Origin of the sequence: Hathewaya massiliensis, assembly GCF_902143515.1 — a bacterium.
Classification (GTDB): Bacteria; Bacillota; Clostridia; order Clostridiales; family Clostridiaceae; genus Hathewaya; species Hathewaya massiliensis.
Map to the genome: position 1 here is coordinate 202,348 of NZ_CABFVD010000004.1, position 13,057 is coordinate 215,404.

The window sequence follows — 13,057 nt, forward strand, 5'->3', positions numbered from 1 at the left end:
TTTGATACTATTGTATAATAACTTTATTTTTTTAGATTAAAATTCAATTAATATAAAACTCTCTCATTTTCAACTCTCTTAGTTATTTTTAAAGAATCCATATGCTCTAGTAGTGCTACTGCATTTTTTCTGTTCGTATTTAAAATTTCTCTTCCCTCTGAAGTTGATAACTTACCATTTTTCTTTATATAATCAATTATAACTTCCTTACCCCTCTTATAATACTCTTCTAAAAGTATGCTTTCCTCTGATAATTTCACTAAGGTTCCATTATCTATTAGCATATCATAAACCATTTTAAAAGTATTTTTATCCTTTTCTGTATTTATTATATCAGTAAACTTTGGAGGATTAAATCCATCTCTCTTATACTCTTCTATAATTTTATTTTTTATTCTTTCTTGCTCTTTATTTAACTTTATAGAAAAATCATAAATAGATACAAAATTTTCGCTTGTTTTTATATTTAAATCTTTTTCAAATAAAGAAAGAATTTCATCATAAGCTTTTTGTTTTAAGCCTAATCCAAAAACTTTATTTTTAAGCTCCTCTTTGCCCATACCTAATTTTAATGGATTCTGTATATGATATGCTTGTAAAATTTTAATTATTTCTTCTCTTTTCTTTTCTAGGTAATCTTTATGAACATAAATAGGATTATCTATGGAAACTAATTTAATAATCTTACCACATACCACCAATTCTTTTATCTTCTCTTCTATATTTTGTTCATTTTTACCTAATGCTTTTATAAGTGTCTTAAGTTCTGGAAACTCCTTACTCATATTTTTAATGGCGTTTTCTAATATTCCTTCAGTTTTTCCACTCTCTTTTATCTTTAGCTCTTCTAAGTAATCCTCATTAAATCTCTTGCTCTTTTTAGCCACAGGATTTATTATACTTCCTCCTCCTATAGTATACATAGGAGAGTAATTTCTTATTACAAATCTATCATTTCTTTGTGAAGTCAATTTGCTCTCAAGCCTAAGCTGAACTAGGGCACTTTCTCCTGGATTTAGTTCTTCCTTATCTAATATAATCACCCTACACAATATTTCATCTGTTCCATGGTATAACCTAACTCTTTGTCTATTTAAAAGAGGCTTATCCATGCTTTTTAAATAATAAAGTTTACAATCAATTATCATAGAAGGCTCCATCAAGTTTTCACCTGAAATAACATAACCTCTTTTAACTTCATTTAACTTTATATTAGATAAATTCAATGCACATCTTTGTCCTGCTTCTCCTATTTCCCTACTTTCACCATGAACTTGTATACTTCTAATTTTTGTTTTAACCTTATTAGGATAAACCTCAACTACATCTCCCACTTTAACCGAACCACTTATTATAGTCCCTGTTACCACTGTTCCAAAACCGCTAACAGAAAAAGTCCTATCAACTGGAAGCCTAAAGTGACCTTCTGTATCTTTTTCTTCTATTTCTTCTGTTAATTTATCCACTGTTTCAATAAGATCTTTTATGCCTTCTTTAGTTTTAGAAGATACTTTTTTTATAGGAGAATGTTCTAGAAATGTTCCTTTAAAATACTCCTTTACATCTTCCTCAACCATTTTAACCCACTCTGGTTCTACCATATCTATCTTAGTTAAAACGATAATTCCTTTTTTAACATTTAAAAGTTGAAGAATCTCAAAATGTTCTCTTGTTTGAGGCATTATACCTTCATCAGCTGCAATTACCATTAAAACAATATCGACTCCACTAATACCTGCAAGCATATTTTTAACAAACTTCTCATGACCAGGCACATCAATTATTCCTGCTCTTCTCTTTGAGGGTAAATCAAAAAAAGTAAACCCCAAATTAATTGATATTCCTCTTTCCTGTTCTTCTCTTAAAGTATCTGTTTCTCTACCTGTAAGTGCTCTTATTAATGTAGTCTTACCATGGTCTATATGTCCTGCTGTACCAATTATTATATTTTTCATAAGCACTCTCCTTTAAAAGGTAACTAATATTAAATATTTTTTTCTAGATCCATATAAGCTTTTACTATAATATCAAAATCTCTTGAAAATAGAGTTCTAAGATCCATTATAATTTCACCATTGTATACTCTAACTATTATAGGCGTTTTATATGTCCTTAAGAATTCTTCTATTTTTTCTGAAGTAATTTTATCTGAACTTACCTTTATAGCATATGTATTTATTTTTTCTGTAGGCATAGAGCCACCACCCACCATAGAAAGTTCTTCCTCTATAGTGAATTTAAATTTTTTAACTTTATTTGTTAGTTTTCTTTTTAAACTTAAAGCTGACTTCTTTATTTCATTCTTATCCTTTAATAGCATATTTAAAGTAGGTATATTTTCTATAGCTGACTTTTCATCTTGGTAATATTTAAGTGTAGCTTCTAATGCGGCCAAGGTCATCTTATCCACTCTTAAAGCCCTTGTGAGTTGATTTTTCTTCATTCTGTCTATATATTTTTTCTTACCTACTATAATTCCTGCCTGAGGGCCACCTAACATCTTGTCGCCACTAAAACTAACTACATCAACACCCTTTTTAATACTTTCTTGAATTGTAGGCTCATAAGTAAATCCGTATTTTGAAAAATCAATTAAAACTCCACTACCTATATCCTCTACTACAGGAATATCTCTTTCTTCTCCAACCTTAACTAATTCCTCTAGAGATACAGTTTCTGTAAATCCTAGTATTCTATAATTGGATGTATGAACTTTTAAAAACACTCCTGTATCTTCAGTTATATTATTTTCATAATCATATAAATGAGTTCTATTAGTAGTCCCTACTTCTACAAGTTTCGCACCACTATAACGCATAACTTCAGGCACTCTAAAAGATCCCCCTATCTCAACTAGCTCTCCTCTTGAAACTATAGCTTCTTTATCCTTACATAGGGTATCCAAAATAAGCATTACAGCTGCAGCATTATTATTTACAACCATTGCAGCTTCAGCTCCAGTTATTTTTGCTAATAGTTCTTCTATATGAGAATATCTAGAACCTCTTTTCCCATTAGAAAGTTCATACTCCAAGTTATTGTAATTTTCAGCTACACTTAAAACTGACTCTATAGCTTTTTTACATAATAAAGATCTTCCTAAATTAGTATGTATAACTGTACCAGTAGCATTTATAACTTTTCTAAGCTTATTGTGATTTTTATGCTCTAATAACTCTAGTGATTTATCTATTATTTCTTCTTTATTAATTTCTTTAATATTATCTTGCAGAATTTCTTTTCTATAAAAATCTATTGCTTCCCTTAAGGCTTCTACTACTAAAGTTCGCATAGACTTTGTAATTGCTTGTTTTATTTTTTCATCTTCTAATAACTCATCTATTTTAGGTAATTTCCTTAACAATTCATTCTTCATTATATCCCCTACTTCCTTTATTCTACAATAATGTATTTGTCCTTAAATTCCTTTACCTCACCTATAATTGAAGATTTTATTTCCAAGTTATTTAGTTCCTTAATTAGCTTTTCTCCTTCTTCAACACTACAGGATACTAGAAGTCCCCCTGAAGTTTGGGGATCAAAAAGTAAATCATCTATCCAAGAAGGCTTTCTTTTTATTTCATATTTCCCCTCTAAATAATTTCTATTATTATAGGCACCTGCAGGAATCAAGCCCATTTCTGCATATTCCTTTGCTTCTTCTATATAAGGTAACTTATTAGCATAGAGCTTTAAAGTTACATCTGATCCTTCAGCCATTTCATAGCAATGTCCCATTATTCCAAAACCCGTAACATCTGTGCAAGCTGAAACCTTATGACTAGCTATTATTTCCCCAGCATATTTATTTAAAGTACTCATAACTTTAACTGCAGTATCATAAGCCTTTTTAGAAGCTAAATCTGCTTTTATTGCTGTATTCACAATGCCAGTACCTAAGGGTTTTGTAAGAATTAAAATTTCACCTGGTTTAGCTCCATAATTTTTTAAAATCTTATCAGGATGAACAAGTCCCATAACAGAAAGTCCATATTTAGGCTCATCATCTGAAACGGAATGGCCACCTATAACAACAGCTCCTGATTCTATTACCTTATCAGCTCCGCCTCTTAAAATTTCACCAAGGACCTCTATATTTAAACAATTTGGAAAACAAACTATATTTAGTGCTACTGAAGGTTTGCCTCCCATAGCATATACATCACTTAAAGAATTTGCTGCGGCTATTTGTCCAAAAGTATAAGGATCATCAACCACTGGCGTAAAAAAGTCTAGAGTTTGAATTGCTGCAAGTTCATCAGTTAATTTATATACTGCAGCATCATCTGATGTTTCTATTCCAACTATAAGATTAGGATTTTCCATTTTTGGTAACTTGCTTAATATCTTTGACAGGGTCTCCGGCCCTATTTTAGCTGCTCAACCTGAAGTTTTAGAAAGTTCAGTTAATCTTTTACTCATAAGTATCACCTCGTCAATTCACTCATTATAACAAATTACATTGTTAAAATTACATGAGTATTCAAGCATATTTTATAATAATAATTACTTAATGTCTACCTTATGAATAAATTTGTCTAAAGTTTTATCACCTATACCTGATATATTCTTAAGTTCCTCTACAGATTTAAAGCCACCATTTTCTTCTCTGTATTTTATTATGCTACTTGCTTTGCTATCTCCTATACCTGGTAAAGTCTTAAGTTCTTCTAAACTAGCTTTATTTATATTTATTTTATCTTCTTTATTTTTTGACCCTCCTCCACTGTTATTTCCAGCTCTTTGCATTGATGCACTTTGTAAGTTTTCACTAAGTTTTTCACCCTTTTTAGGAATATAAATAAACTCTTCATCTTCTAACTTTTTTGAAAGATTTATGGCTAATGTATCAGCTTCATTTAAAAAACCTCCAGTTAAGTTGATTAAATCATCTATTCTACTGTCTTTATTCAAGGTATACACTCCAGGAGTTTTTACAGCTCCCTTTATATCAACCTTGATAATTTCATTATTAGATGTTTCTACTACTATACTATCCCTACTATTTTCAGACTTTTCATTACTCTTATTTTTCTCCGTTGACTCACTGTTACTATTTTTAGATTGATTTTTCCTACTACTATTATAAACTGTCTCCGTTTTTTCTATATCATAATCTTCAAATACATCTTTATACTTATTATCTTTTTTTAAATTAACAATATAGCCACCTATAAATAGTACTATACATATTCCTAATATTCCTAAACTACCTACTATTTTGTCCTTTTTTTTCATGATTTCCTCCTAAATTTATATTCTTCTATATTCAATTATTGACAAATTTTAAGAAAAATATAGTGTTTTTTCTCGCAAATTTATAAAATATTTGATATACTGATTTATAAATAGTTTTTCTTTATAAATTGAGGTGATTATATGAAAAAAACTTTAAATAATATTGTTTCTTTAGTTTTAAGTTCTTTATTTTTTTTAGTAATAAGCTCTAATATAATTTATGCAAAATCTAAGGACGCTCCCAAAGTTTCTGCAGATGGTGCTGTAATTATGAATGCAAATACCGGGGAAATTCTATACGAAAAAAATATGAATCAAAAGTATCCCCCAGCTTCTACTACTAAAATTATGACTGCACTTTTGACCTTAGAAAAATGTAATTTAGAGGAGGAAGTTACTGTAAGTAAAAAATGTGAAGAAGAAGATGGTTCAAAAATATATATTTTTGATGGAGAAAAAATCAAGGTAAAAGATTTGCTATATTCCTTGCTTATGGCCTCTGCTAATGACTCTGCTTTAGCACTTGCAGAGCATGTTGGAGGAGATTTAAAGAACTTCTCTAATATGATGAATGAAAGAGCAAAAGAATTAGGGTGTAATAATACTAATTTTGTAAACCCCAATGGTCTATATGATGATAAACATAGAACCTCTGCCCATGACCTAGCTCTAATAATGAAAGAACTTATAAAACATGAAGAGTACATAAAAATTTCAAAAACCTCTGAATATAATATTCCTCCTACAAATAAATCTAAGGAACCTCGTCATCTTTGGAATGGAAATAGAATGATTCATAGGGGCAATCAATATTTTTATGAATTTTGTGAGGCTGCTAAAACAGGTTATACTGTTCAATCACTACATTCTTACGTAGTAAGTGCTAAAAAAGGTGAAGAAAGATATATTGTAGCTTTAATCCATGATCCAAATAAGCAATTTTACAAAGATTCTGTAGCTTTATTTAACTATGCTTTTAATAACTTTGAAACTAAGAAATTAATTTCAAAAGGTGATAACCTATATACATATAATTTTAATAAAAATGAAAAATTATCCATAATATCTGATAGAGATATTTCTTCAACAATTGAAAAAGGTACTAAATACGAAGATTTCACATTACCTTCTATAAATCTAGAAGAATTAAAATTAAATGAAAAGGATATAAAAAAAGGAGATTTTATTCTAGGACTAAATATAAAATTTAATACTAAAGAATATCCACTAAAACTTATAAGTGGCAATGATCATACATCTCCAAAAACTTTACTCCTTCAAAATCAAAATAAAAATTCCGGTGCTAAACCTTATATAAAATTTGGTATAATTCTTGTTGTAGTAATTAGTGTTGTCATTATAAGTGTAATTTTATTATCAATTAATAAATGGAAAAAAACAAAAAAGATTTAAATATAAAATAAAAAATAGTAAGAGAACTTACTATTTTTTTATTTTATCTATTAAATTTTTCATATCTTGTGGAATTGGAGATTCTAGTGTAATCTCCTTCTTAGTTTTTGGATGAATAAATTTCAATTTATGAGCATGTAATGCTTGCCTCATTATAAAATTATCATCCTCTCTTCCATAGAGACTATCTCCATATATAGGGTTTCCTATATAACTTAAATGAACTCTTATTTGATGTGTTCTTCCTGTTTCTAGTCTTAATTTTACTAAGGAATCATCCTCATACTCTTCTAAAACCTCATAATGAGTTATAGAGTTTTGTCCATGATCCATTACTTCTCTCTTTATAGATTCTAAAGAAGGTCTTCCTATAGGCTGATTTATAGTTCCACATTTTTCTTTTAATCTTCCATGTACAATAGCTAAGTAAATTTTTTCAACACTATTTGTTGACATCTCCTTAGATAAAAACATATGAGAATGTTGATTTTTAGCTATTATAACTAATCCGGAAGTGTCCATATCTAATCTGCTTACAAGCCTAACTATACAGTCCTCTCCCTGTTCTTTAAAGTGATATAAAACTCCATTAGCAAGAGTTCCACCCCTATGACTTTTAGTAGGATGAACTACCATATATGGAGGTTTATTCACAACTATAATATCTTCATCTTCATATACAATATCAATAGGGATATTTTGAGGATCTATATTTTGATTTTCTTCCCTATTTAAATCTATTTTAATATAATCACCTTTAGTTACTATGTAATTAAGTTTTTTTATCTCTTCGTTTACTAAAATTCTTTTTTCCATTCCTGCCTTTTTTATAAGTCTAGTTGAAAGGTCATGATTATATTTTAAATAATCCCTCAACTTTACCTTAGGCAAATCTTCTTTTACTTCTATTTCTAAAAAGTTACTCTTCATACTTTTTTTAAAGTTCCTTTCAAAGCTACTTTAAATGTAAGCTATAGCTTCTATTTCTATAAGTGCATCCTTTGGCAATTTAGCTACCTGAACACAGGATCTAGCTGGTGAGTTTTCACTAAAAAATCTTCCATACACTTCATTAATATCTGCAAACATATTCATATCTTTAACAAATATTGTGGCTTTTATAACTTTATCTACGGAACTGCCTTTTTCCTCTAAAACAGCAATAACATTTTTAATTGAAAGCTCTGTTGCTCTTTTTATATCAGAACACTCAAGCTCTCCTGTGGTAGGGTCTATTGGTAATTGACCTGATGTAAATATAAGATCTTTAAAAGCAATACCTTGAGAATAAGGTCCTATAGCCTTTGGTGCTTTTTCTGTAGAAATGATTTCTTTCATTTTAAAACTCCTCCTAGTTATTTATATAATCATGGTCATAGCCTAAAAGTATAACCATATCAAACTTATCTTTCTTTTCATCCTTAAATTCTACATTGTTTATATTAAAATCTTTCATTATTATCTTAGCTGTATCTTTATCCATGCCATAAAACACAATTTTAGTTTTATCATCTCCAGTAATATTTCCTGTAGTTGCATTTATATAGCCCTTTTCACATATATGGTCACTAAAATCTTTAGCTAATCCAACTTTATTTGTCTGATTCAAAATCTTTATTTTTAATTTTTCTCTTGCAAAGTTAGTATAATTAACATCACTTATTAAGCTTATTATATCAGCACTAGCCTTAGGATCATATATAAAATAGGATACCCCTTTTATATATTTTCCTTCTCCTGCCAAAGTTTTTACATACATATTTTCATTTTTAACCTTTGAAAAACTTAAAGCATAAGATAACATATCTTTAGTACTCATATTGGTTTCTACATATTCAGGTAAGGTAGAAATTATGCTAGGAATTCTAGGAATTATAGCGGGACTTTTTACTTTTTCAAAAACCTTATTTATAAACTCATGCTGATTACCTATTCTACCAATATCTCCATCTACAAATCCTGTTCCATCGTTATTTTTTCTCCATCTAAAAAATTCCTCTGCTTTTTTTCCATCCATATGAACAGTGGTTCCTTTTTTAAAGTCTATATGAAGATCTTGGGCATAATCATCATACTTCATATTACGAGTAATCTCCATATCTATACCGCCTATAGAATCAACTAGCTTTCTAAAGCCTGAATAGTCAATTTTGCCATAGTACTCTACTTTAATGTTCAGTAACTTCTCGACCTCATTGACTGCTTCCTTTACGCCACCTATAGCATGTGCTTGATTTATCTTCTTTGAGTTACCATTAACCTCTATATATGTATCTCTTGGAATAGAAACTATAGATAACCTATCCTTTTTCACATTATAATTAATAAGCATCATAGTGTCTGTTCTCTTTGGATCATTAGAATTTTTAGGATCTCCTATATCCACACCCATGGCTAAAATATTTACAAAATCCTTATTTTTAGGAATTGAAGACTCCAATTTTTCTGAATTATCATTTAATCTACTTAAATTATAAAAAATATATATTCCCATGCCCAAAATAAATAATAGAACAAAAAAAAGCAACTTTTTAAATATCTTTTTTTTTCTTTTTTTCTTTTTTTTAGGTTTAGGGTCTTCAGAATCGACTCTCCTACTTTTATTATTTTCTTTCATAATATCCCTCGCTAAAGATTAATTAGTAAATAATTTCTTGTTTTAATAGTATCTAAATAAAGAATCCCACCCTTATTAATTATATAAGTAATGGTATTATCAAAAGCTTTAATTAAGGCCTTGTCTAGACTCTCCATAGATAATCTTCTAAGTTCTTCTACACCTTCATAATTTCTTCCTTCTTCTATAAAATCGGCAAGACAAACTACTTTTTCTAAAGTAGTCATATTTTCTTTTCCAGTAGTATGACAGGTTATTGCATCTAAAACTTCTTTATCATATATGCCCATCTTGTTTTTTGCTATATATGCACTACAAAAACCATGCATTATTTGAGGGTATTTCTGTAAAAGTTCATCTATGTATACCCCTTCTTTTTTTAACATTGATAAAATTTCATCATCTGTCTTATATTTTGCAACATCATGCAAAAGTGCAGCAAGTTTAGCTTTTTCTACATCACATCCATGTTTTTTAGCTAAAACCTCTGAAGCTTTAACAACTCCTAAGGTGTGATTATATCTTTCTTCTTTTAAAACTTTTTTAAGATATTCAAGTATTTCTTCTTCATTCCACATATATATCGCCACCTAAAATTAACCTTATTATTTATACAATTTAAAATTTAAAATTGTATTATATACTCCTGTAGGCATAAGAAAATCTACCTTTTTACCTAATTTTATACTTTCTCTTATGTCCGTAGATGATATTTCTAAAACTGGTGCTTTAAGTAATATAATATCCGTATTATATTTGTTTTCAATATACCTTTTTTGTTCTAAGATTTCCTTTTTATTATAACCTTTTCTCTCAAATACTACAAGTTTACAGTTTGTGAATATACTTTTGATATTTTTCCACTGTTCCAGTGTAAAAAGACAGTCAGCACCCGTTATAAAATACCATTCAGTTTCTTTTTCATTTTTTTTAAAATAAAATACAGTTTCATAAGTATAACTTTCATTTTTTTTATTTATTTCATAGTCACAAACCTCAAATTTTTCTTCACTTCTTATAGCCATTTTCACCATTTCATATCTTAAAATTGATGAAGTAACACCTTGCACATTCTTATGTGGAGGCTTACCTGTGGGCATAAAATAGACTTTATCTAATTTTAAAGCATACAGGGCTTCATATGCAATATTTAAATGCCCATTATGTATAGGATCAAAGGTTCCCCCGAAAATCCCTTTTTTAAGCATAAAAATTACCCCTTTTTATTTATTAGATTATATATAATAAGTGCTAGATTTTTGCTAGCACTTACTTATATTATAATTCAATTTTAGGTTTTTTTGTAGACTTTCTATATATAACAACTTTATTACCTATTACTTGAACCCCTTCACAATTAAGTTCCTCACAAAGTATTTCACTAGCCTCTCTTGCGGTAATTCCACTGTTATTTAGAACATTTATCTTAATTAATTCCCTAGCTTCTAGGGCACCACTTATTTGATCTAAAAAATTATCTTCTATACCACCTTTTCCAATTTGAAAAATTGGTTCTATACCATGAGCAAGAGATCTTAAATAAGCCCTCTGTTTTGAAGTTATCATAATGCTTCCTCCCCTATATTATATATTCAAATTCAAAATCATTTACACGTACAAGATCTCCTTCTTTTATTCCCATAGCTCTTAATTCGTCAAGTATACCCTTGTTTTTAAGAACCTTGTGAAAATATCTTAGAGAATCTGCATCATTTACATTAACTGCATGTAATAGTCTATCTACGAAGCTTCCTGTTATTTCATAAACGCCTTCTACAGAGTTATCTATTTCATATGTGAATTTCTTCTCTTCTTCTACGAACATATCAGCTTCACTAATTTCTAAATCTGTAACTGGGATTGTAGATAAAATTCTTGCAGCTTCCTTCATTAATGCCTCTACTCCTTCTCCAGTTGCCCCAGAAATTTTAAAGACTTTATCATAGCCCATTTTATTCATTTCTTCTTTGAATTTTATAAATGACTCTTCTTCGTATAACATATCTGCTTTACTAGCAGCTATTATTTGAGGTCTATCCCAAAGTTTAATACTATACTTCTTTAATTCTTCATTTATCTTTTTCACATCTTCAACAGGATCTCTTCCTTCAATACCTGATATGTCAACTACATGGATTAAAAGCCTTGTTCTCTCTACATGTTTTAAGAAATCAATCCCTAGACCTATGCCCTCTGCAGCTCCTTCAATTAATCCTGGTATATCAGCAATTACAAAGCTTTCTACCCCTTTCATAGCAACTACACCTAAATTAGGCTTTAATGTTGTAAAATGATAGTTTGCTATTTTAGGTCTAGCTTTAGAAACTACAGATAAAAGAGTAGATTTACCTACATTAGGAAATCCTATTAAGCCTACATCTGCTAATAATTTTAGCTCCAATCTAATATATCTTTCTTCACCTGGCATTCCTGGTTCAGCAAATTCAGGTGCTTGCCTAGTAGGAGTTGCAAATTTAGCATTTCCTTTTCCACCTTTTCCACCCTTAACCACAACACAAGTATCTCCATGAGAAGAAAGATCCGCCATAATTTTATCAGAATCATAATCTATAACAACAGTTCCCATAGGAACTTTTATATATAAATCTCCACCATCTTTTCCATAACACTTAGATCCTGCTCCATGTTCTCCACCTTTAGCTAAATATTTCTTTTTATAAGTGAAATCTAAAAGAGTGGTCATATCCTTATCAGCAACTAAAATAACACTCCCACCTTTTCCACCATCTCCACCATCAGGACCACCTAAAGCTACATACTTTTCTCTTCTAAAGGAAATAGCTCCATCTCCTCCATCTCCTGATTTTACAAAAATCTTGGCTGTATCTATAAACATCTCTTCACCTTACCTTACACAGTTTTTAAATTCAACTCATAACTAAGTTTTTCATCTTTTTCTGACTTAAAAATATCTATATCTGACAAATCATAATCCTCATTAACATTTAAAAATGCTACATCAAACTCCTTTTGCTCCTGGAAACTTGATAGTCTAATGGTTACTCCATTACTACTTTCATAAATATATATATAAATTTTTTCACTCTCTTTTTTTAATATATCCATAATTAAAGTTTTTAAAACCAAATACTTCTTTTCAAAATTTTTTTTAAAATAAACATCTTGAAATTCTATAATTTCTACTTCTAAATCAACTTTTTTATTATGAAATTCTATTTCTTTAAAGCAAAGTTCTAGAGCAAAAGCAAAGTATTTATCGCCTAGGGAATATAAAGAGCTTATGTGTTCATTTAAATTACTAATACTATTTATATAACTCAATGCCTCTTCTTCTTGATTTAATTGAATATATCCTGATATTATTTGCAATATATTCATAAAGTCATGCCTTTGAATTCTAAACTTATCAATAAACAACTCCAATTCTTCCATAAAGAGACTCCTGTAATTTAAAATAATTTTAAAAAAGCACCCAATTGAGGGTGCTTTATTTAGAGAAATTACTCAGCTAAGTCTAATTCAACTTCAACTGGGTAAACGCTTGCTTTTTTCTTGTTTTTACCAACTCTTTCGAACTTTAAAACGCCGTCAACTTTAGCATATAAAGTATCGTCGCCGCCGATTCCAACATTCAAACCTGGGTGAATCTTTGTTCCTCTTTGTCTAACTAAGATATTTCCTGCAAGAACAAATTGACCATCAGCACGTTTAGCACCTAATCTCTTAGATTCACTATCTCTTCCGTTTTTAGAGCTACCTACTCCTTTTTTATGAGCAAATAACTGAAGGTTCATTAATAACATGACG

Annotated in this window: 14 protein-coding genes; 1 reads left to right on the top strand and 13 read right to left on the bottom strand. The window is 29.4% G+C overall.

The annotated features are described in order from the left end of the window. Positions 1-47: 47 nt before the first annotated feature. From selB to FNZ64_RS09465, 4 genes are all read right to left on the bottom strand, one after another. The gene (selB, locus tag FNZ64_RS09450) at positions 48-1,955 is read right to left on the bottom strand and encodes a selenocysteine-specific translation elongation factor (RefSeq protein ID WP_142414556.1); all 1,908 of its coding nucleotides are present in this window, start codon (positions 1,953-1,955) and stop codon (positions 48-50) included. 29 nt (positions 1,956-1,984) lie between these two features. Beyond that, complete coding sequence (selA, locus tag FNZ64_RS09455) at positions 1,985-3,376, bottom strand: L-seryl-tRNA(Sec) selenium transferase (RefSeq protein WP_185903741.1); 1,392 nt, start codon at positions 3,374-3,376, stop codon at positions 1,985-1,987. Between the two features lie 17 nt (positions 3,377-3,393). Beyond that, positions 3,394-4,422, bottom strand: coding sequence for a selenide, water dikinase SelD (gene selD / locus FNZ64_RS09460; protein WP_142414558.1), 1,029 nt, complete (start codon positions 4,420-4,422; stop codon positions 3,394-3,396). Positions 4,423-4,506: 84 nt separating this feature from the next. Next, on the bottom strand, positions 4,507-5,238 hold the full coding sequence (locus FNZ64_RS09465) for a helix-hairpin-helix domain-containing protein (protein WP_142414559.1): 732 nt from the start codon (positions 5,236-5,238) through the stop codon (positions 4,507-4,509). 141 nt (positions 5,239-5,379) lie between these two features. Here FNZ64_RS09465 and FNZ64_RS09470 point away from each other — a divergent pair, with 141 nt between their 5' ends. After that, a complete protein-coding gene (locus FNZ64_RS09470) occupies positions 5,380-6,651 on the top strand; it encodes a D-alanyl-D-alanine carboxypeptidase family protein (protein WP_142414560.1) in 1,272 nt (423 codons plus the stop codon). A gap of 30 nt (positions 6,652-6,681) precedes the next feature. On the opposite strand, the gene FNZ64_RS09475 is transcribed toward FNZ64_RS09470, so the two are convergent. From FNZ64_RS09475 to rpmA, 9 genes are all read right to left on the bottom strand, one after another. Further along, positions 6,682-7,581 (bottom strand): RluA family pseudouridine synthase, encoded by a 900-nt coding sequence (locus tag FNZ64_RS09475; protein WP_142414561.1) that lies wholly within the window; start codon positions 7,579-7,581, stop codon positions 6,682-6,684. 30 nt (positions 7,582-7,611) lie between these two features. Next, positions 7,612-7,989, bottom strand: coding sequence for a RidA family protein (locus FNZ64_RS09480; protein WP_142414562.1), 378 nt, complete (start codon positions 7,987-7,989; stop codon positions 7,612-7,614). Between the two features lie 13 nt (positions 7,990-8,002). Then, entirely contained in the window at positions 8,003-9,268 is a 1,266-nt protein-coding gene (locus tag FNZ64_RS09485; protein ID WP_243129245.1) for an LCP family protein, read from the bottom strand. 11 nt (positions 9,269-9,279) lie between these two features. Continuing rightward, on the bottom strand, positions 9,280-9,846 hold the full coding sequence (yqeK, locus tag FNZ64_RS09490; RefSeq protein ID WP_142414563.1) for a bis(5'-nucleosyl)-tetraphosphatase (symmetrical) YqeK: 567 nt from the start codon (positions 9,844-9,846) through the stop codon (positions 9,280-9,282). A 27-nt stretch (positions 9,847-9,873) separates the two neighbouring features. Next, positions 9,874-10,476, bottom strand: a complete 603-nt coding sequence (gene nadD, locus FNZ64_RS09495) for a nicotinate-nucleotide adenylyltransferase (RefSeq protein ID WP_142414564.1) — start codon at positions 10,474-10,476, stop codon at positions 9,874-9,876. A 70-nt stretch (positions 10,477-10,546) separates the two neighbouring features. Continuing rightward, positions 10,547-10,834, bottom strand: coding sequence for a ribosome assembly RNA-binding protein YhbY (gene yhbY, locus FNZ64_RS09500; protein ID WP_142414565.1), 288 nt, complete (start codon positions 10,832-10,834; stop codon positions 10,547-10,549). 13 nt (positions 10,835-10,847) lie between these two features. Further along, positions 10,848-12,125, bottom strand: a complete 1,278-nt coding sequence (obgE, locus tag FNZ64_RS09505; protein ID WP_142414566.1) for a GTPase ObgE — start codon at positions 12,123-12,125, stop codon at positions 10,848-10,850. 14 nt (positions 12,126-12,139) lie between these two features. After that, positions 12,140-12,682 carry a Spo0B domain-containing protein gene (locus tag FNZ64_RS09510; protein ID WP_142414567.1) on the bottom strand — a complete coding sequence of 181 codons (543 nt, stop codon included), beginning with the start codon at positions 12,680-12,682 and terminating at the stop codon, positions 12,140-12,142. 68 nt (positions 12,683-12,750) lie between these two features. Beyond that, positions 12,751-13,053 carry a 50S ribosomal protein L27 gene (rpmA, locus tag FNZ64_RS09515; RefSeq protein ID WP_142414568.1) on the bottom strand — a complete coding sequence of 101 codons (303 nt, stop codon included), beginning with the start codon at positions 13,051-13,053 and terminating at the stop codon, positions 12,751-12,753. Positions 13,054-13,057: the final 4 nt, after the last annotated feature.